This is a genomic window from Pelodictyon phaeoclathratiforme BU-1, assembly GCF_000020645.1.
GTDB lineage: Bacteria > Bacteroidota > Chlorobiia > Chlorobiales > Chlorobiaceae > Chlorobium > Chlorobium phaeoclathratiforme.
The window spans coordinates 695,785-716,760 of the sequence record NC_011060.1 but is presented as its reverse complement, the minus strand read 5'-3'; the positions used below and the strand labels follow the sequence as shown (position 1 = coordinate 716,760).

General features: G+C 47.9%; 19 protein-coding genes. 4 read left to right on the top strand and 15 right to left on the bottom strand.

What is annotated here, in order from left to right:
* Positions 1–86 precede the first annotated feature (86 nt).
* The 9 genes from PPHA_RS03420 to PPHA_RS03380 all read right to left on the bottom strand — a co-directional run bounded on the left by PPHA_RS03420 (position 87) and on the right by PPHA_RS03380 (position 9,708).
* Positions 87–1,838 carry a tetratricopeptide repeat protein gene (locus tag PPHA_RS03420; protein ID WP_150085578.1) on the bottom strand — a complete coding sequence of 584 codons (1,752 nt, stop codon included), beginning with the start codon at positions 1,836–1,838 and terminating at the stop codon, positions 87–89.
* Positions 1,801–2,835 carry a Holliday junction branch migration DNA helicase RuvB gene (gene ruvB / locus PPHA_RS03415; protein WP_012507483.1) on the bottom strand — a complete coding sequence of 345 codons (1,035 nt, stop codon included), beginning with the start codon at positions 2,833–2,835 and terminating at the stop codon, positions 1,801–1,803. The genes PPHA_RS03420 and ruvB overlap by 38 nt, the downstream gene beginning before the upstream one ends.
* Before the next feature lie 43 nt (positions 2,836–2,878).
* Positions 2,879–3,844, bottom strand: coding sequence for an ABC transporter permease (locus PPHA_RS03410; RefSeq protein WP_012507482.1), 966 nt, complete (start codon positions 3,842–3,844; stop codon positions 2,879–2,881).
* A gap of 6 nt (positions 3,845–3,850) precedes the next feature.
* Entirely contained in the window at positions 3,851–5,653 is a 1,803-nt protein-coding gene (locus tag PPHA_RS03405) for a peptide-binding protein (RefSeq protein ID WP_012507481.1), read from the bottom strand.
* A complete protein-coding gene (hprK, locus tag PPHA_RS03400; protein WP_012507480.1) occupies positions 5,646–6,641 on the bottom strand; it encodes an HPr(Ser) kinase/phosphatase in 996 nt (331 codons plus the stop codon). The genes PPHA_RS03405 and hprK overlap by 8 nt, the downstream gene beginning before the upstream one ends.
* 91 nt (positions 6,642–6,732) lie before the next feature.
* Positions 6,733–7,053, bottom strand: coding sequence for a ribosome hibernation-promoting factor, HPF/YfiA family (hpf, locus tag PPHA_RS03395; RefSeq protein ID WP_012507479.1), 321 nt, complete (start codon positions 7,051–7,053; stop codon positions 6,733–6,735).
* Between the two features lie 77 nt (positions 7,054–7,130).
* Positions 7,131–8,141, bottom strand: coding sequence for a tyrosine-type recombinase/integrase (locus PPHA_RS03390; RefSeq protein WP_012507478.1), 1,011 nt, complete (start codon positions 8,139–8,141; stop codon positions 7,131–7,133).
* A complete protein-coding gene (locus PPHA_RS03385) occupies positions 8,138–9,001 on the bottom strand; it encodes a hypothetical protein (RefSeq protein ID WP_012507477.1) in 864 nt (287 codons plus the stop codon). The genes PPHA_RS03390 and PPHA_RS03385 overlap by 4 nt, the downstream gene beginning before the upstream one ends.
* Positions 8,998–9,708: a class I SAM-dependent methyltransferase gene (locus PPHA_RS03380; RefSeq protein ID WP_012507476.1), complete on the bottom strand. Its 711-nt coding sequence runs from the start codon at positions 9,706–9,708 to the stop codon at positions 8,998–9,000. The genes PPHA_RS03385 and PPHA_RS03380 overlap by 4 nt, the downstream gene beginning before the upstream one ends.
* 146 nt (positions 9,709–9,854) lie before the next feature.
* Between PPHA_RS03380 and queF the strand changes: the two genes are divergently transcribed.
* Positions 9,855–10,205 carry a preQ(1) synthase gene (gene queF / locus PPHA_RS03375; RefSeq protein WP_012507475.1) on the top strand — a complete coding sequence of 117 codons (351 nt, stop codon included), beginning with the start codon at positions 9,855–9,857 and terminating at the stop codon, positions 10,203–10,205.
* A 75-nt stretch (positions 10,206–10,280) separates the two neighbouring features.
* On the opposite strand, the gene PPHA_RS03370 is transcribed toward queF, so the two are convergent.
* Positions 10,281–10,922, bottom strand: coding sequence for a photosystem P840 reaction-center cytochrome c-551 (locus tag PPHA_RS03370; RefSeq protein ID WP_012507474.1), 642 nt, complete (start codon positions 10,920–10,922; stop codon positions 10,281–10,283).
* A 251-nt stretch (positions 10,923–11,173) separates the two neighbouring features.
* Here PPHA_RS03370 and PPHA_RS03365 point away from each other — a divergent pair, with 251 nt between their 5' ends.
* From PPHA_RS03365 to PPHA_RS03355, 3 genes are all read left to right on the top strand, one after another.
* Positions 11,174–13,942, top strand: coding sequence for a phosphoenolpyruvate carboxylase (locus PPHA_RS03365; protein ID WP_012507473.1), 2,769 nt, complete (start codon positions 11,174–11,176; stop codon positions 13,940–13,942).
* A gap of 279 nt (positions 13,943–14,221) precedes the next feature.
* Complete coding sequence (locus PPHA_RS03360) at positions 14,222–14,491, top strand: type II toxin-antitoxin system Phd/YefM family antitoxin (RefSeq protein ID WP_012507472.1); 270 nt, start codon at positions 14,222–14,224, stop codon at positions 14,489–14,491.
* Positions 14,491–14,817: a type II toxin-antitoxin system RelE/ParE family toxin gene (locus PPHA_RS03355; protein ID WP_012507471.1), complete on the top strand. Its 327-nt coding sequence runs from the start codon at positions 14,491–14,493 to the stop codon at positions 14,815–14,817. The genes PPHA_RS03360 and PPHA_RS03355 overlap by 1 nt, the downstream gene beginning before the upstream one ends.
* Positions 14,818–14,887: 70 nt before the next feature.
* Here the strand turns inward: PPHA_RS03355 and PPHA_RS03350 are convergent, their stop codons facing one another.
* The 5 genes from PPHA_RS03350 to PPHA_RS14980 form a co-directional block, all read right to left on the bottom strand.
* A complete protein-coding gene (locus PPHA_RS03350) occupies positions 14,888–15,139 on the bottom strand; it encodes a hypothetical protein (protein WP_397233534.1) in 252 nt (83 codons plus the stop codon).
* A gap of 454 nt (positions 15,140–15,593) precedes the next feature.
* On the bottom strand, positions 15,594–16,523 hold the full coding sequence (locus PPHA_RS03345; RefSeq protein WP_012507470.1) for an HNH endonuclease: 930 nt from the start codon (positions 16,521–16,523) through the stop codon (positions 15,594–15,596).
* A 67-nt stretch (positions 16,524–16,590) separates the two neighbouring features.
* Positions 16,591–17,895 (bottom strand): DNA cytosine methyltransferase, encoded by a 1,305-nt coding sequence (locus PPHA_RS03340; protein WP_012507469.1) that lies wholly within the window; start codon positions 17,893–17,895, stop codon positions 16,591–16,593.
* A gap of 295 nt (positions 17,896–18,190) precedes the next feature.
* On the bottom strand, positions 18,191–19,441 hold the full coding sequence (locus PPHA_RS03335; protein WP_012507468.1) for a DNA-methyltransferase: 1,251 nt from the start codon (positions 19,439–19,441) through the stop codon (positions 18,191–18,193).
* A gap of 313 nt (positions 19,442–19,754) precedes the next feature.
* The gene (locus PPHA_RS14980) at positions 19,755–20,819 is read right to left on the bottom strand and encodes an acyltransferase family protein (RefSeq protein ID WP_012507467.1); all 1,065 of its coding nucleotides are present in this window, start codon (positions 20,817–20,819) and stop codon (positions 19,755–19,757) included.
* Positions 20,820–20,976: the final 157 nt, after the last annotated feature.

Here is a 20,976-nt window from a genome sequence, read left to right as displayed (position 1 = left end):
CGACGGTTCCATACCGTCGTTTTTCATTTCTGCTTATACCACAAACCCATTCCTGCGCTCAAAACGCACTCCCGGATCGGATAACACTACCTGGCTTTCAGGCGTGCAGCCTTTTTCTTCAGCTCAAGGGCTTTGTCAAGGTTTCCAAGTTTCTCATAAACCTGACTGAGATGATCTGCTATTTCAGCCTCAAGAGGATCCAGCCCAACTGCTTTTTCCAGAATCTCCCTTGCACGTTCATACTCTTCCAACCTGAACAGCACCCAGCCAAGCGTATCGTGATAACCAGCATTGGCCGGTTCAGCCTCAACCACCTTCAAAGCAAGCTCTTTGGCCCTCGGCAGCTCTCTTCCCGCCACAGCGAGAATATAAGCGAGGTTATTCATCATAAGAAGGTTATCAGGCTCCCGTTCAAGAATGCTCTTGTAGAGAAGAATACTTTTATCAGTAAAACCAAGAGTGTCATAGCAAAAGGCGAGCGTGCCAGATGCCTGGAGGTAGAGAGCTTTCTCCTTTTGCGCACCTTTCGTCAACAACACCTTTTCAAGCAAGAGTGCTGCCTTTTTGATCTTTCCTGTCTGAAAGAGCAGTTCACCCTCCTGTACCTGAAGCCTGAAAGTCAGAACAGGAAACCTTTTTTTAGCCTTGTAGAGTATCTCCCCTGCCTGCCGATACTCTTTCCTCATGAGATGGAGAGCAACAAGCTCCTCCAATATTTCGATACTGCCAGGCTCAAGAAGAAGAGCCTTCCTGTAATCGATCACCGCAGCCGCCACATCCCGCTTTTGTAACCGAGCCATGCCACGAAGCGCATAAATCTGACCATTGCCGGGATGGCGTCGGTTCATTTCGCCAATCATGACGAACGCAGGATCAACAAAGGAACTCTCTCTTGACGCACGGACAAGAAAAAGTTTCGCAAGCTCTATCTTTTTCTGAAGATTTACGTTATTGGTATTGTAAAACCGGTTGAGATCTTCAAGGAAAGCGGTATGGTTTGCGGACTGGACAGAGACCTCGAACAACGCCAGCCATGCCGAAACGGAACCGGGATTCGACTTGAGAAGCTCCCTGAATGTCCTGGAGGCAAGGCCATACTGACGGGTCTGCAGATAAAGCTCCCCAAGGGTAAGATGCAACTTCTCTTTGCTGTCGCTTTGCCCAATAAGCTCCTTCACGGTAGCTATCGCTTCCTGGTAGTGTGTGAGCTTTATTTCCACAAAGAGCATTTGCACCAGAGCATCCTCATTCTTTGGATCCCGTGCCAAAATTTCCTGAAAAACAGCGAGGGATTTTTCAGGTTGATCGACTGCAAGATACTCCAGAGCAAGGCTTGTAAGTGGTTCCGTGCTGCCCGGATCAAGAACGGCGAGTTGCCGATAGAGTTCGGCTGCGCGACCGTAATCATGCATCTGATGAGAGAGAAAGGCAAGAAAAGCTGTATAGTACTTGTTGCGAGGATTGAGCAAAACACTTTTTTCACTGTACAGACGGGCAGAATCGGGAACTCCAAGAGCGACCCATGCTTTCGAGAGTGCATAATGGATCGCAGCATTTGAGGGTTGATCGTGAAGCAGCTTCCGGTAACGCTCGACTGCCTCACGATAGTCCCCTTTTGCACTTTTCAGTGACGCAGCAACGAACTCTCTTTTTGAAGCTTCAACAACAGAATCCGGCACGGTACTGCCAGAAAGCACAGGTTTGGAGGATGCACAGCCCGAAAAGAGAAGAACAGAGGAAATTGCCGCCATATGCAGAAAAGAGCTGACGCTCACCCGGAGAGGTCGGGCTACCAATAACTCAGGAAGTCGGCTGCGCATCAAACAAAGAAATTTCATCTCTTTCAGAAGCAGTTGAAAAACGGATAAGCGCCTGCCGGGTAGCAACCCGGCCTCGTGTTGTTCTTGTCAGATAACCTGCCTGGATAAGATAGGGCTCATAAACCTCTTCGATAGTATCCTGCTCCTCCCCTACCGAGACCGCAAGAGAAGCTATACCAACCGGTCCTCCATTAAATTTATTGACAATGGTCTCCATGATTTTTTTATCCATATCATCAAGACCCTCCTCATCAATTTCAAGACAGTCAAGAGTCTTCATGGCTATAGAGCGGCTTATAAACGATTCGCCATCCACCTGTGCAAAATCACGTGCACGGCGGAGCAACCGATTGGCTATACGGGGAGTGCCCCGTGAACGTCCGGCAATTTCTGATGCGGCTTCAGCATCAATGCCAATACCAAGAATGGTCGAAGCTCTTCTGATAATTCCTTCCAGAAGTTCCGGAGCATAGTAGTCGAAACGGCTGTTAATACCAAATCGTGCCCTGAGGGGCGAGGTCAGAAGACCGGAACGTGTCGTGGCTCCAACAAGGGTAAAGGGCTCAATACGTAACTGTACCGCCCTTGCAGAGGGTCCACTGTCGAGCATGATATCAATGCGAAAATCTTCCATTGCTGAGTACAGATACTCCTCAACCGTCGGTGGCATCCGATGAATTTCATCAATAAAGAGCACATCCCCCTTCTGCAGCCCGGTCAGTAGCCCCGCAAGATTTCCCGCCTTGTCGAGCAGAGGACCCGACGTTGACTTGATGCTGCTCCCCATTTCAGAAGCAATAATGTAAGCAAGCGTCGTTTTGCCAAGCCCTGGAGGGCCAGACAACAAAACATGGTCCAACGCTTCGCCCCGCATTTTTGCCGCAGAAATAAAAACTCTCAAATTATCGGTAAGCCGTTGCTGACCAGCAAAAGCATCCATACGGAGTGGACGTATCTGCTCCTCAATCCGTGTTTCACTGGCATCAGGAGGTGTATTGAGCAGCTCTATTCTCAAAGAGAAAATATTAGAGGTTGAACGGTCATAGGAATCAATGCCCTCAAAGCTTTATCCGTGGGTCTGCAACGGCATACAAGACATCGGCAATCAGATTACCCAGTACAATCAGAGAACCGGAAATAAAGGTATTGGCGATAATGAGTGGATAATCCCTTGCAAAAATTGCCTCTACCGTAACGCGACCCATACCCGGAAAAGCAAAGATAACCTCAATAAACAAGGCTCCGCTGAAAATAAAGGGGAGCGAACTCCCTACAAGAGTAATCACCGGCAGAAGGGCATTGCGAAGGGCATGCTTGAAAATAACAACCTTCTCCGGTAACCCTTTGGCCCTTGCGGTGCGGATATAGTCCTGCCGGATAACTTCAAGCATACTACCCCTGACATAACGGGCAATACCGGCAGCCCCATTGATGCTGAGCACCGTAACCGGAAGCACAAGATGCCATAACCGGTCGAGCACAAAACCAACCGGGCCGTACCCCTCCGCACCAATTTCGTTCAGACCCGACGCTGGAAAAAAGGGAAACTTCAGGGCAAAAAGAATAATCATCATCAAGGCAAACCAGAACTCCGGCATCGAATAAAAAAAGAGGGCCGTCACGGTCAGAAAACGATCGAGAAAGCTGTTCTGGCGCACTGCAGAGATAATCCCGATAAGGATACCGAAGGTAAAATTTGCAATAAGGGTCAAACCCGCAATGGTCACGGTTATCGGTAACGCATCGGCAATAACATCAAAAACCGGCTGCTGGGCACGGCTGAAACTGCGCCCGAAATCACCCTGCAGAACGTTGGCAAGCCATTTGACATACTGTACCGGCACGGGATCGTTGAGACCATACTGTGCCCTGATCTGTTCGGCAACGTTCGGACTGATCCCCGGCTGAATGAAAAAGGCAGCAGGATCACCAGGCGCAAGCCGAATGATAAAGAAGGTCAGGGTCAGTACCCCAAAAATGAGCGGTATGGCAATCAAAAGCCGCTTAAGAATATAAATCAGCATAAGACCCTATAGTGCAACATTGGCTGAAGGACGCAGCCTCCAGTCGTCAATATTATAAAAAGCACCTGAAATATTGAGCTCTTCCCCCTCAATCCTCTTGCTGAAGCCCTGCGTCTCCTTGATCCAGTAGAGAAAGGTGATCGGCTGATCACGATGTATAATCTCCTGATATTCAAGCCAGTACGCTCTTGCCCCCGTGGGTTCCATCTTCTGCTTGGCAAGCTCACAGAGCTCGTCTATCCTCGGATTGCGGTAACCGGTAAAATTAAAACGGCTCTTGTTAAGATCGGAACCCCAGACATCAAGAGGATCAATCTCCAGACCAATGGACCATCCAGCCATCCATGCATCAAGCTTTCTCTCCTGGAGACTTTCAAAAAAGACATTGGATTCCTGAACCTCAAGCTTGCAGTCGATACCGATTGAGCGCAGATTCTGCTGAATAATAACACTTGCATAGTTCCTTCTCGCATTACCGGCATTGGTATAGAGCACGAAACTGAACCTTCTGCCCTGTTTCTGCAAAATACCATCCGGCCCAGGCGTCCAGCCCTCAGCCTTCAGCAGGGCTGAAGCACGTGCAGGATCGAAGGCATGCGGCGCAACCCGTTCATTATAGGCCCATTTCAGTGATGGTGAAATATCGGTGTTACAAATTACCCCATATTGCTTGAGATAGCCGTCAATGATCGCTTCGCGGTCAATGGCTTGCGTCAGGGCAAGCCGAACACGCGCCGAACCGAACAGGGGGTGAGGCATGACCCTGCCACTTTTGTGATACTCATTCTGGTCGATATTTGACCAGCCAACATAATCATAGACCCTCAGACCAATCGTTTTGACATCAATCTGCCTATTGGCCTTCAGAAGAGCCGTAAAATCTTCCGGTTTGATATTTTCAACAACATCCACCGCACCGGTCTGAAGCTGCGCCAGCCTGACCGTATAATCGGGCACAACCCTGAAGGTAATCAGCGGAATGGTTCCGGGTTTCGGGAGATTCGAGCTCCGGCTTGATGCGAGTACAATTTCCTGCTGCTGCTTCCAGCTCTTCAGTTTATAGGGGCCTGCCCCAAGCGGTTCGAGATTAAGCGGTGAGTGACGGAATTCGTCAGGCTTGACATTTTTCCACTGATGAGCCGGAAGGGGCGTCAATGATGTATGGTAAAGTGCCAGATGTTCCGGAACAGGCTTGTAAAACCTGAAGACAAGGGTGGTATCGTCAGGAGTCTCAATGGCTTTGTCGAAATCAACCTTTCCCTTGTCGGCACCAACCAACTCAGCCAGGTACTGCTGACGGGCGCTGGCGATCACCGGATTGCCATACAACTGGTAGGAAAACTTGAAATCCCCTGAAACAACAGGCTTGCCGTCATTCCAGAAAGCATCATTTCTGAGAATGTAGGTAATGGATTTCTGATCCGCCGACATCTGCCAGCTCTTTGCAATGGCCCCTTTCGGTGTTTTTTTCCCCTGACCGGGCATTACTTCCCGCAGTTTTTTTTCAAGAGCCATATAGTTCAAAAGCCCGGTCGAGGTGTCAAACTCACTCTGCAAGAGAGATGGATAGATAAGTCCAATAATATTGCCTGAAGTAACGGTGCTGCCAAGCACGGGGTTAAGATAATCGGCATCACCAAGCATGGCAATAACAAGTGTGGAATCCATTGCCCCACCTCTTGTTCCAGCCTCACCGGAACTTCCGTTGTGGCGGTTGCAGGAAGAGAGAAAAAGCACAAACGCAGCAAGCAACAGGCCGCATCCAAGCCTGCAGGTCGCGAAAATCCTCTTTGTACCTTGTTTACTCATAACTATCCTCCTCTCCCTTCTCACGGTTGATCACATCGTTTATCCTGTCGGTCAGCGCTTCGGCTGCAACATAATTTGAATACCGTTTCAACAGGAAATTGAGTGCAACCACCTCGATAATAACGGTAATGTTTTTCCCTGGAAATATGGGTAACTCAACCAGCGGAACATCAACGCCGAGAATCTTTCTTGATTTAATGTCCAGACCAAGACGTTCATAGACGATCTCCTTGTTCCATTCGAGCAGTTCAACAACTACCTGCACCTCCTTGACATCACGAATTGCCCGGATACCGAAGTTCGCCCTCACATCAACAACACCAAGACCACGGATCTCCATAAAATGGTCAATGATATTGTTTCGTTTGGCATTGAGCACCATCGACTCCCCTTTGCGGTGAATAACAACAACATCATCGGCCACAAGACCATGACCCCGTTCAACAAGATCAAGCGCAATCTCTGATTTTCCGAGACCACTCTTGCCGGTCAACAGCACCCCGACGCCATAAACATCAACCATTGAACCATGATACTGCTGATAAAGCGAAAACTGGTCATCAAGAAAACCCGTCACAATATAGATGGTTTTCGTAGAGGAGCATCGGGTGACGTAGACAGGAATATCGGCATTGGTTGCCATATCAAGAAGATTCTGGGGCAGTTTGTTATTACTGGTCAGAATAATGCATGGCATTTTGAATCGCACAAGGTTGGCAAAGACCCGATTCCTCTCCTCCTCCTCAAGATGATTTAAAAACCTTGTCTCCGTATTCCCTAAAATCTGCACCCTTTTGTAGGTAAACAGATTGGTAAAACCCGCCAGAGCAAGCCCCGGCCGATGAAGATCACGCTCAAAAATCCGCCGCTTCTGTTCGTCAACTTCGTTCAGACGCCGAAATTTGATATCGTTTTTTTTACCGATGGTATTAAAAAAATAGGCGACCGTAATGGATCGCTTTTTTAATCCTTTTTGATCCAAATTCATCTCTTCTGACAATAGAAGGGTTAGTAAACTCAAGTGAAGAGTGCGAAGCTTTTCTTTAAGGCTACCCCGCACCCTTCTGGGAGCCTCGCTGTTATTGCATTTTTTCCTTGTACTTCAGAAGCTGACGACTCAAGGCATCGACACAAGTGTCGATAGCAAGTTCATAGGCGGTACAGGCCTCTTTTGCAACCAGGACATTCTGCGGCACATGCACCGTTATCTCAGCAAGCTTGTTCTTTTCAAAATCATTTTTCTGATGGTCCAGAATAATATGACAACTGATGATACCCGGATAAATTCTCGTAAGAGCCTGCACGGCATTGCGGGCATACTCTTCTATATCGTTGTGATTATTTGAATGACGAAGGGTAACAGTAACAGTAACCGGATCCGTAACAACAGCTTTTGTCATAATAAACTCCTTTTGATAATAAGATGAACATCACGAAGGAACACGACTTCGGCTAATACACTATCCGAAGCCCAAGTTTATGCGTTGGGATGCGCCTTCCGGTAAACCTCCTTCAGGCGCTCAAAGGTAACATGCGTGTAGATTTCAGTTGTTGACAGATTGCTGTGTCCAAGCATGTCACTGACACTATTGAGATCTGCCCCGCTATTGAGCAAATGAGTGGCAAACGTGTGACGCAAGAGATGTGGATTTTTCTTTTTCTGGTCAGTAACCGACGTGAGGTACTTCCTGGTCAATCTCTGCACAAGCATAGGATAAAGCTTTTTGCCACTCTTGGTTACAAAGACGTGGAGCAACTCGCCCGCATCCCCCGTCCTCTTCATTCTAAAGAAGTTTCTCCGGACTTCAAAATATTTTTTAAGCGCATCAACAGCCTGCTGCCCAACAGGGACAATTCTCTGCTTCCTCCCCTTTCCGGTCAATTTGACATATCCTCTCTCAAGATCAAGCTCTCCAACCTTTAATCCAATCAATTCCGAAATTCGGAGCCCACTCGAATAGAGCAACTCAAGAATACTGCGATCACGTTCGCAAATAAAAGATTCATCAAGTTCATTTTTTTCAGGCTTGCGAAATCCTTGCGCACTCTGCGGAAGAAGCTCGTTAAAAAACTTTTCTGTCTGCTGCTCTGTTAAAAAACCGGGAACACGCTTCGGATACTGAGGCGTGGCAAGAGCAGAAAAAAGAGAGTTCCTGATATGTCCACTCTCCTGCAGATAGCGATAAAAGCTTTTAACTGAAGCAAGTTTTCTTGCAATGGATCGCTGCCGAACGCCACGTTCAATCAATGCCGCCATAAAAAGCCGCACCTCAACCGTCGTTACCTGCTCCGGATCAAAAAGGCTCAAATCGGCAAGCCCAAGATGCTGTGCAAGAAAGGAAAAAAACTGGAACAGATCGGTTCTGTAGGCAATAACCGTGTTGGGCGACAAATTTTTTAGCGTGCTCAGCTTTTCAAGAAAGTCAGCGACCGGTAGCGTTGATCCCCGAAACAGGGTGGATGAGGGGGTGAATGATGAGTCCTTCATGAGAGAGCTACACAAAGCAATTCCTCTCTTCCCTTGAGATAGTACAATTTATCACTCCTGATCAAAAAGTTGTTCAAGCCTGGTTTTTCGACACCCTCTTCCAGTGTGTCGGCATAGACAAGAGCATCATTTTTCCAGACCCGCAGAGAAGAGTTCCATAAAGCAGGCAACCTGGCCGGTTCATGCAACGCGGCAACAGTCAACGCACCTTGAACAATACATTCGCAACGGGTTGTTTCGGCGATACCAGCTCTCTGCAATGCGTTACGCTCTGCCGTCATACCATCCATCACAAACTCCGGCAAGGTGACCTGCTGACGCACCTCTTCCTGCACAGCCTTTCCCCTGAGGGCATTAACCTCAAGGCCATCAGCTCCAGGCAGACGGATATCGACACCGGTAAACGGGTCAATGAGCCTAAAATGACGCTCGGGAAAGCCCGCAAACACTGAAGCGTGATAGACAAGAAACTCATCTTCAAGATTGGCGACAAAAACAAGATCAGGACGCGACCACACCACCATCCCACTCCTGAAATCAATGGCCCATATACCCTGATGCTCCGGACTGTTCAGTTGACCGGCAGAGCAGTAAACAAGATTCCCGATCGTTGTTTCGAGGAGTGTAAGCCCCCCTTCTATAGCAGAAGAGGAGTGGTGATGCTCAAAAAAGAGATAGTCATCGCGGATAACCATCCCGCTCAGCGTATCAATACAGAAAAAGAGCGCCTGCCGACTGCCGGAAAAGCGCTTTTGCCCGACAAGGTCACCTGCCGGAGTAAACATAAGTTGCCAGACAAGCGCTCCCTGGCCAGCATGATAGCGCCAGCAAACAGAAAACTTCTCCTCCATGTGTATCATCTATCGGTTGATTGCCGTTGCATTTTATAAATATTCACCGCAACTGTTTTTGAGCCTCCACTGTACTTCCTCTGAAATGGGGTTATCAGGAAATTATTTTCAGCAGCCAGCTCAAGAAACTGCTCAGCGAGCCTTCTTCGCGGATCGGCAAGATAAGCAACGCCATCGGGTTTAAGCAGTTTATCAATCGCCGTGACAATGGGAAGCAGGTTCACCCGCTCATAAAGCACGTCGGCAGCAAAAAGAAGATCAAAGCGCTCACTGCACTGCACAAGCCTCCAGTCGAGCCTCTCACTTTCAAGCTTCACCCTGTTTTTCAAGGCATTATAACGGACAAACCGAAGCGCTTCAAGCGAGTAGTCTGTAGCCAGAACACTGGCGCCTTTCCAGGCTGCAACAACCGAAGCCATACCGACACCGGCTCCGATTTCAATCACGCGCAATCCTTCAAGCGGAAGCTCATCGGCAATAAATGAGGAGAGTGTTATTGCTGATGGCCATATTTCCGCCCAATAAGGCATCTGCTCATCCTTGACAAACTCTTCAGGTGAAATCCGGTCAAGAAGTGCATAACTGTCGAGAACACTCAGAAAACGGAATGGCTGCTCACCAAAGATATAGCTGGTTTCAGCAAGATCATACTCCGCTGCCAACGTATCGTAGAGCCGTTGCAGTTCCAAACCCTCGCCATCTCTGGATATTCCCATAATTGCAATGCTATTTACTTCGAGAAAAAACAAAAAAGCAAACTTCAACTTACCGAAAAATCGCCCCGGATTTTTATTTTGCAGCGAAATGAGCGCTTGCAGCGAACACAACCTGAAAAATAAATCCCAAAAAAAACAATAACCGAATGAAAAAAGATCTTCTTGAACTCTTCGATAACAGCTTCCCCGACAGAGACTACACCATTGAAATCGTCAATGCGGAATTTACCTCCGTCTGCCCCAAAACCGGACTTCCTGATTTCGGAACCATTACCATCCGCTACGTGCCCGATAAAAGCTGCATTGAACTGAAATCGCTGAAATACTATTTTCTTGAGTTCCGCAACGCAGGCATTTTCTACGAAAATATCACCAACAGGATCCTTGACGATCTTGTTACCCTGCTTCAGCCAAGATCGCTCAGCGTGATAACCGAATGGAGAGCAAGAGGCGGAATAACCGAAACCGTGAGCGTCAACTACAGTCAAACACTCTGAAAAGGCGCATCATAAAAAAGCCCCAGAGCAGCACTCTGAGGCTTTTTTATAAAGAGAAAAGAAACGCGGTTGCTCTCAGAGCTTTTCGTTCATATACATCATAATGATTCTGGAATCCTCATCCGTCATTTTCGATGTCGGATAAGCCTGCATACGTTTGACAATGATATCAATCTTACCAGTCTTCTTGTACTTGGTTCTGAAGACATCCATTGTGGACTCCTGCGTGTGACAGGCATTACACTTATCATTCCAGAGAGCCTTTGCCGCATCGAAGTCGAAACCGGCAGGAGCAACAGGAACGTTTGCCGACAAGACAGGCTTTGAGAGATAGGCTGTCAACTCATCAACGGAACGGATATACTTGCCATCAAGCGTAACGGTACGGCCCGTGGTAGACATCAGGATACCTGACGGACGAAACCAGAGCGAAGCAAACATCACCGCAACAATGGCAATGATACTGAGAGGAAAACTTAAAAACCACTTTGAACTGATTCTCGCCGACATCTTGCCAAGTCCCATGATGATAAGCGAGGAACAGAAAATCAGCAAAAACCACCCTGCAAAGGAACTTAACGGAGTCAGCGCCTCGGAAAGATTTGCTGCCGGTAACGTATACCCGGTTAAAAATGACAACCCGAAAAACAAAGCCCCCATTAAGACAGCCCCGCCTGCGGCTAAAGCAACAAGCTTACCATTTGATTTGTTGTCCATAACTGGTAATGAGTTAGGTGTTAGTGGCTTACCCAGAAAATTATAGGTCAAGATAAGCATAAATAGTAAAGACGACAAACAGAAAGCGTAAAAAGCTTGCGATCAGCAACAGTAATCTTCTGAGTAACCAAAAAAGCAGATCACTGACGGGAAAAATGCTCCCTTCAAAAAACAGGTACCTCATTTGTAACTCAGGTGATTTTTTCGAATACTGAAGAAAGCTGTTTCACAAAAAGAATTATCGTTGTCTTATGATCACCACAACCAGCAGTGTCATCGATTTCGAAAAAGCGGAACGCGACTTTCTTTTTCTCCTCCTCTGTTTTCAGGAGGTACTGCGCGACCTTGGAGAAGATGAACTTGCAGAGCACCTTCCCTCGGAAAACAGGAGTATCCCTCTTGAACGCTATCCCAACAGTGAACGCGCCCTTCAGGCGTTTTCCATTTTTTTTCAACTTCTCAATATGGCTGAAGAGAACTCGGCGGCCCAGAACCGACGCATGCTCGAAGCTGAACAGGGGTTGGCGCACCTCACCGGGCTCTGGGGGAGAACCCTGCTGCGCTTCAGAGAGCGTGGAATCACAGAAAAGGAGATCGGTAACCTGCTGCCGGAGGTCTCCATCGACGCCGTTCTGACCGCACATCCAACCGAAGCAAAACGAAAAACCGTTCTTGAACAGCACCGTCAGCTCTACCTGCTTCTGGTACAGCGGGAAAACCAGATGTGGACACCACTGGAAAAACTCGACATCCGCAATGAGATCAAGGTGGTCATAGAACGGCTTTGGAGAACCGGAGAGATCCTTTTCGAAAAGCCCGAGGTATCGGATGAGAGACGGAATGTTATTCACTACCTCCACAATATCTTTCCTGAAGTCTTGCCGATGCTCGACAAACGCCTCCTGCAGGCATGGCGGGATACCGGATTTCATACAGCCAGCCTTTCTGATCCGCGCAACCTCCCCCGCCTCAGCTTCGGCAGTTGGGTAGGAGGCGACCGTGATGGCCATCCGCTCGTCACTGCCGAAGTGACCGAAGAGACCCTTGGCGATATGCGCCAGAACGCTTTGGCACTTGTTCTGCGCCATCTCAGGCAACTCGCATCAAAATTAAGTTTCAGCGAAAGACTCCAGCCACCGGGCAAAGAGCTTCTCCTTCGCATCGAAACGCTCTGTCAAAAACTGGGTGATAAAAGTATTGCGGCCATGCAGCGAAACCGCCACGAGCCATGGCGCCAGTTCCTCAACCTGATGATTGCCTCACTTCCGCTTGAAGCTGACAGATCGGGAGCCCTGCATATCGCCGTTGAATCAGATCGATATGGCAGTTCGGATGAGCTCCTTGAAGATCTTTCGCTGCTGCGTCAGTCACTGCTCGACGTCGGAGCGCAGCACATCGCCGACACGGAGGTCGTACCGGTCTACCGGATTGTGCAGACCTTCGGCTTCCATCTTGGCAAACTTGATATCCGTCAGAACAGCCACTTTCACGATCTTGCACTCTCCCAGCTCATGACAGCCTCGGGCCTGAACGGCAACGATTTTCTGGAATGGGATGAGCCAGCAAGAAGAGCCTTCCTTGACCGGGAACTCCAGTCACCCCGTCCCTTTACCCATCCCGACATGAGCGTCGGTGCTGAAGCCGAAACCCTGCTTGCCTGCTACAAGGTCTTGCTCAACCACTGTAAAATGTACGGCACCGACGGAATCGGCTCCCTCATTGTCAGCATGACCCGAAATGCCTCTGACCTGCTTGTCATCTATCTCTTTGCCCGCGAAGTTGGACTGATGACCCCATTCGGAGATGGAGATGCCTGCATCCTCCCCGTTGTCCCGCTCTTTGAAACCATTGAAGATCTTCAAAAAAGCCCGGCGATACTCCAGGAATTCCTTCATCACCCTGTGACACAACGGAGTCTTCAATACCAGAAAACAAAAGCCGGAAAAACAAAAGCGGTTCAAAAGGTGATGATCGGATACAGCGACAGCAACAAAGATGGAGGGATTTTTGCAAGCACATGGGCGCTCTACCGGGCCCAGGAAGCACTGCTTGAAGCCGCCGAAAAAAGCAATACCGATATTCTGTTTTTTCATGGTCGAGGCGGCAGCATCAGCCGGGGCGCAGGCCCGACACACCGCTTTATCAAGGCGCAACCCCACGGCTCATTCCATGCCGGCATCTGCTTTACCGAACAGGGTGAGACCATTGCGCAGAAATATGCCAACCGCATCAGCGCTGTCTATAATCTCGAACTCTTCATGGCCGGAGTTGCCAGCGCCATGATCAGGCAGCGAAAAAACGAAAAAAGAGCACACCCGCTCGAAGCGGTCATGGATATGCTCTCCGAAAAAAGCAACCAGGCCTACCGAAAACTGATCGAGGCTGAAGGTTTTCTTGCCTTTTTCCGTGAAGCAACCCCTATTGATATTATTGAATCATCAAGAATAGGATCACGCCCCTCCAGACGAAGCGGCCAGACAAGCCTCAAAGACCTGCGGGCCATTCCCTGGGTCTTCAGTTGGAACCAGGCCCGATTTTCCCTCTCGGGATGGTATGGCGTAGGCTCTGCACTTGAGCATTTGCACACCACAAACCCGGATACCTTCGATGAAATCCGCGTTCGCAGCCACGCCTGGCCGCCGCTCCGCTATATCATCAGCAATGCCGACACGAGTATGGCATCAGCCGACTTGCAGATCATGCACCAGTACGCCGAACTGGTTGGCGACAGCACCATCCGGGAGCACATCCTCGGCATGATTGAGGCCGAATACCACCGGACAAAAAAATACATCGAGCTGCTCTTCGCCGAGCCTCTTGAAATCCAGCGCATGAATGTCAACAAATTCATCGCCCCCCGTCGTGAAGGACTGGAAATACTGCACCGGCAACAGATCAAGCTCCTCAAAGAGTGGCGCAAACTCAAGGAGAGTGACCGAGCGGAAGAGGCGGAGAGCATCCTGCACGAACTTTTCCTGACCATCAACGCTATATCGGGAGGGTTGAGAACTACGGGATAACCTGGGTGCTTCCGGGAGTGCCGATCTCCAACTTGGCAGAGAGAATAATCTACCAAGCTGGAGGCTATCCTTTTTTCAGCTCCTTGATGCATCTTTCGATGGCAGGTATGTAGATGATCTTTACCTTCGCCTTTTGCTTCCCACAAATCACATAGGACAAAACAAAGCGCTTCCTTCAGAAGGCGCTGCATTCGAGTATCATTGCTATCCGGATAGGAGAGAATCTGAATTTAGCCTATATTCGGTCTTGAGGCACAATATTTATGAACAGGAGAAACAATGAAACTATCAGAAAGGGTACGCCCGATATCATACCTTAAGTCACATGCTGCCGAAATTGTAAGGGACTTTGAAGAAAACCGGAGCCCGCTGATTGTCACGCAGAATGGGGAAGCGAAGATTGTCGTCATGGACATCCGTACTTACGAAGAACAGATTGAAACCATGGCTTTTCTGAAGCTTATCAACCTTGGCAAAAAAGATATTTCCGAGGGGAATTTTCAAAGTGTTGAGGATTTTTTTGCTGATATGGAGAAGGAGGAGGGATAGTGGCGCACTCTGTATTTATTCCTGATTGCGCGAAAGATGATTATCGTGAAATTCGAAAATACGTTAACCGCAAGTTTGGCAAGGCTGTACGGGACTCTTCAGATCAACAGTACAAAGAGATTCTGAAAGATATCGGCGAGTTCCCTTATGCTGGTTTTGTTCCAGAAGAAGCGGTTAAACTTGGGTTGCAAGGAATTCGCGAAAGGCTGGTTGGACAAACCAGAGTCATCTATGAGATTGGAGTGCGGGATGTTTATGTCCACATGTTCGTATCGACTCGTCGGGATTTCATGACAATGCTCACTGACAGATTGCTTAAAGACTAATCATAACAGTGCGGGACGCCTGTACCGTGTTCAGCAAGCGAAATAACTGCAGGAATAGAGGATAACTGATTTATAACAACTGACACTGACCAAGCCTCTTGATTTCAGCCTTGATCTCATCAACAACATCCTTGTTGTATATCTCCTTTTTCTCCCCACTTTTGTACGAGTAAATGTAGAACACCTTACCACCGAATTTCTCGGCAAACTGTCGGTGCGTTTTTTCCTGTATGGATTTCTCCTTGAAAATTTCAGGAAGCTGTACCGTTCCGCCTCCAAACGTGATCGGCTTGATCTGGAGCCCAACAAATTGCTCCCCCACCCTGATAAAAAAATCGACATTGAACAGCCGATCCCACTCATCAGGAACTGGCAGGCAGGCCAGACGGCAGCAAGGTCAAGAGGAAGAAAATCAGTGAGACCGAAAATTTCAAAGGATGACCTGAAAGTGTAGATGGCCCAGAAAATGAGCAAGAACATGAATATCAGTATCGGAGAGATCTGCTCTACGCTGAAGATTTGTCGCCCATGTTAGGGGCTTGGTGTATACCGTAATACCGTTTATTTTGTCTTCAAAAAGCAACCCATCATACAGAGAACTTGCACATGAAGCCATCTACACTGAATCGCAACAACATAGCACCAGAAGTCGCAGATCTGATTACTCGTCTGGTTTCCTTAATACCATGGCCAGCATGACGCCGAGCTATGGGAGATGTAGTACTGACGATATTAAACGATAAGCCTCGGGTAACTGAAGATGAATTTAGCTGTTATTATCTGGTATGTTCCTTGTCATGACAGATGTTGCACAGGGTAACAAGATTCTCTTTTGTGTTTTCTCCTCCCTCAACATGCTGTTTGATATGATGCGCTTCAAGATGTCGGGGATCTGACTGGTTCCACATCTCTTGATGCCATCCGCATTGCTGACACCTGTAATCATCACGCTGGAGCACTTCACGACGTATAGCATCAGGAATCACCCTGTCATGTTCCGGAGCCTGTCTGGCGCTGGCGAGAATGTAAGAGCCGACAGGGATATCTGGCATTCCAGTGGTTTTGGTCATCACCTGCCACCCAAACTCGGTTCGCAATTCTCGTACACGCCGCGCCCATTCAGTCTTATTTCCAGCAACATAACGTAACTCTTCGGCGTTTATTGCTTTGCCAACATTGCGCAACAAATATTCGAGGATGCGATCTCGAACACTTGTATTCTTACGCCGAATTTCGTTGGCCAGGTTCCAGCGAAAAGCATCGTCACGATCCTGATGCTCGTCTGCAAGAATATAGTCGTCGGGCCCTAACCTGGAGGCATCAATACCGGGGAGGATGAATTCACCTTCTTTGGCCATCTCTTTGGCCGTACCGCCACTGATGATTTTCCAGCCAAACTCAACCCGTAACTCCCTCAGACGTCTTGCCCACTCACTTATCCCTGCAACAATCATCAACTCTTCCCCTTTTATAACGACACGGGGATAGTTGCAAAAATAATACAGGATACGATCTCGTGCTGCTGAGGCATCCTCTTTCGGGATAAGAGAGCTGCCCATATCCCGCAACTGATTGTGAGCTGGCAACAACGCCAATACTTTTGAGCGCAAGTCGCCATCCCGCAACTCATGTTCAAAGTTTATCAGCAACGCGACAAGTTGTTGACGCAAACTTTCAGGGTCGTTGAGCGTTCTTCGTTTTGCCATAAAAAGTTCTGTAATACCCGCTGAAAAAAGTGCTGCCGATTTTGATCCGTTCAACCAACTGCTCACTCTACACAAAAAGCCCTTGAGGCGAACGTGCTTCCTGAGCTTTTATTTTTTTGTAGAGCCCTTCTGCTTCACCTGAAACGGGCTCTCTTGAGTGGTGTGATGAAATTGTTTCCTGTTTTGACAAAAGCAGGGCATAAACACAATCTGCTACTCGGGCTGCAAGCTGGCAGGGAACGGCGTTACCAATCTGCTTTGCGATTTCCACTTTCGATCCAGTAAATTTGAATTCATCCGGAAATGACTGAAAGCGGGCAGCCTCCCGGTGTGTAATCGGCCTGTCCTGCACGGGATGCAAGTATCGCCCCTTTTCCGGCTTATAAAACTCCGTGCGAATGGTTACTGATGGCTTGTTCCACCATAACCTCCCGAAAAGATCCGTGCCTCCGCTCTTCTTCCGCATCCAGCAATCCGGCGTCAGCTCTGGTGCTATTCTCTTGAGATCAACGCGGTTCATCCCCTCTTCGGGTATTGAGCGGTATCGTTCCAAACTTTTTGCTGTCGGTGTACGACCGAAATGTAGGTCTAATGGTGGCGCTTCCGGACGAACAATTGTGCCTTGTGGCGCTGGCAGGTCGCCTATGGCATCTTTAACCGTTCGAAATGGCTGAGCATCAGCGATGTATGGAATTGAGCTTTCAACAAATCTCTGCCGGTACCCCTTATGCGGAAAGTGTGTCTTTTTGGGAGGGAACACTGCCTGGGGATCTGCAAATTTGCACCCGACAATAAACGCACGCCACCGAATTTGTGGTACACCGTAATCGGCTGCGCAGAGTTTGGCACTGACCAGCTTAAAGCCCATTGCGTTCGCCATAGCGTAGATTTCCCTGCATTCCAGGCTACTTAACAGCTCGGGAACATTCTCCATAACGAAAACGTCAGCACCGGAAAGCCTGACAACATCCATGAACGGTATCCAAAGCTGCTTCCGTGCGTCTCCCTCCTTGTTTTTATTTAAAAGGCTGAATCCCTGGCAAGGAGGGCCTCCAATAACGACATCAGCTTTGGGGATGATTGTTGTGGGGTTATCAAGAATATCAACAATGTCTCCAACCCTGCAATGATGCCCAAAATTGGCATTATAGCTCTCTGCCGCACAAGAGTTAAAGTCATTCGCCCAAACTGGCGTGAAGTGATGGCCAAAGAAGTGGGAAAACCCGGCAGACAAACCACCTGCACCGGCAAAAAGATCAATAACCCGAAGCGACAGCTTATCGTTTAATCTCCCTGCCAGTCGATCATGATACACTTGCTCATCACTTATGACGACTGGAAGTTCTGTGCCTTTATTATGATTGATGTGCACGCTTCGTGATCTGCTCTCTGAATGAAACTGATAGCCGATTTCACAGCATTTGGAATGCCGAAAACCAGCAGGATTATTTTACCGTTCAGAATAGATAAATAAAAAAACAGTGCGCTCAAGCATTTTTTCTTCTGACTCCAGTTCGTCGGGCTAAATCCGGGTCATCGGAACCGAAGCCAACAAACGCCAGAGGTTTCGTCCATGCTCGCTCCGTTGTGCAAGATGCTGACTCTGCTCGGCAATCGGACTGATAGAATGAACAAGTAGCGCTAACATTTTGAACTTGTCACGCCCTTCAACCCTGAACAAGCTCACCCATATTCAGAAACTTCACTTGTTGCTTGTACTCATAGCTACAGTCAATCCCGACCAACCCGCTTTTGATCAGATGCGCATTGACAAAGGTCTTGTTCTCCAGATAGAGGTAGCAAAGCAGGACGTTTTCATTGTCGTACTTCAATTTATCATACTTCAGGAAGATACGCTTTCCCTTGATTTTTTCGTTCAGATAGCCAATCGCTTTATCGTGCGAGAAGGGTTCGCTTTTGATCCCGATCAATTTTATCGTCAAACCGTTGGATAACCTTACTTTTTCGGGGCTGAGTATCTCCTTGACCGTGAAGAACTCTTCGCGCTCTGCCTGGCTCTCCTTCTCAATCCTGGAACCAAAGGTAAGCTTTCGGGGGTCAGTTTTCTTGTCGAGCTTGTGGGGATCTCTGAACTGATAAGGCAACTGCTCAATGGCTGCGGCAAAATCACCCTTAACGGTATCATGCAGAAACTCGTATTCCGTGCCCATAAAGTCAGGTTGCTTTGTGTTCAGCTTCTGCCGGGCAATCTCGATAAATTCCGGATTGATTTCGTACCCAACCGAGTTTCGTTCAAGATTCTTTGCGGCAAGTGAAGTTGTGCCGCTGCCCATGAAGGGATCAAGCACCGTATCACCACGGAAAGCGAACATTTTGATGAGCCGGTGCGGAAGCTCTTCGGGGAACATGGCAAGGTGACCCTCCTGTTTTGCTCCGGCAAAGTTCCAGTGGCCTGAGAAGTAGGTGTTCCACTCCTCGGTGGTCATGGCTGAACGCTCTTTCTGCTCTTTGGTGGGCTTTGGAGCATCGCCCTGTTTTTTGAAGATGAGAATGAACTCATAATCAATCTTGAGAATGCCGTTCCGTGGATAGGGAAAGCTCCCCATGATTGATGCGCCACCGGTGGTGTTGGTTGTGGTGACCTTCTGCCAGATCACCGCGCCCATGTAGTCGAAGCCGATGGTCTCGCAGAACTTGATAATCTCCGTCCGGATGGGAATGACCTTGTAGCGGCCATAGTAGACCGAGCGGGCAAACTGGTCGCCGATGTTGATGCAGAGACGGCAACCGGGGTGCAGCACCCTCTCACATTCGTTCCAGACAAGGTTCAGGTTGTTAATGTAGCTCTCGTAACTCTCGTGAAAGCCGATCTGGTTATCCGTTCCGTAGTCCTTGAGCTGCCAGTAGGGTGGAGAGGTGACAACGAGGTGCACTGACCTGCCGGGCAGGAGGTTCATCTCTCGGCTGTCGCCATGAACAATTTTATGATGTGTTTTCAATGTGACCTGTTACTTTAATGTTGCCAGCAGAATAATTGCAGAGTTCCTCTTCCAACCGGATAATTCCACAATGCCTTCAACGAAAGCTTTCCTCACGCCTGATGAATTGGCTTACTGTTTTAAAAAAAGAGCCCCCATGCTATCAGGGAAACGACATGAAGGTTACGGTTGAAGCCAACGTTGCAAGCGGCATTCCCTCGTTTACGATTGTGAAATTGACGAACAATGCCGTCAGGGAAAGCTCGCGCTTGATGGCTTGCTCAGAAAAATACTATCTCTGGTTATTTTTTATGCTCCCCCTCTTGATTTTTTCTCTTAATGGTACATCGATGAAGGAAAAGGTTAGTGCCGAAAAGAGAATGAGCATGACAAGAGAGAAATAAAACTGCATGAGCGCATCATTGATTCGAAAATATTTGAACAACTCATCTATCCACATATAAACCGGCACCTGCAAGATATAAATACTGTAGCTGATATCTCCCAGATAACAAAAAAACTTCTTTCTGAAGAGTGAGGAAATCACCCCCTGATTGAATGAAAGCAAGAGAATAAACGGTATAAAAAGCAAGGCAAGGAGTCCATTATGATAAATCAATCCCAAAGGATATTTCAGAGCAGCAACAATCAATACAAAAACCACTATCACGGCTATATCATAATTCCCTGACTTTTTTTTGTATTTACGAAAAAAAAGAGCTGCAAGATTACCTATTAAAAACTGGTTGAGATGCATAAAGGGAAAATAGTAGGCAAACTCATAACTTTTTGATGGATAGCCCTGATAAAAACTTGATGAAACGATTGCGTAGAGGGCATATTGGCTGATAATCCAGAAGAGGAGAATTGGCAGGGCAAGTGACTTGATATCCCTCTTTTTATAGAGAGCGTTAAACAAAAAGGGATAAATTGCATAAAAAAAGAACTCGACGGCCAATGACCAGCCTGGAAAGTTCAGCGTCAATGCTTTGCCGGGAAACCATGCCTGGATAACCAGGAGGTTCATGCCAAGTCCGATAGTATCTATTGTCCGGTTTTTCTCCACGAAATAGAGAAACACTAAAAGAAGGGCTATGAAGTATACGGGATAAATTCGAAAGAATCGGGCTTTATAATAGCCAAAAAGATTAAGTTCCGGTTTGTCGATGTAAGCAACAACCATCACAAAACCTGACAGAAGAAAAAAATAACTCACACCAACGTTTGCCTCTTTGAACAAAAAAGAGATCAGTTCATTATTAAAGGGAGTGGTATTGAGTCCAAAATGAAAAACAACCACGGCAATTGCAGCGATAAACCTTGTAAAGGTAATTTGGTCAATTCTTGTATTGGACATAGATAATTATTCAGGGATTACTATCAACGTCGTCTTCAGCATGACGGTGTCACAGTGGTTATAAACACAAATTATCATCCTGTAATGTACACACTCCGCTTCTCATTATCTGATATTCCTGACGCTCAAGAGCTCTGACGAACACACTCCAGCGACA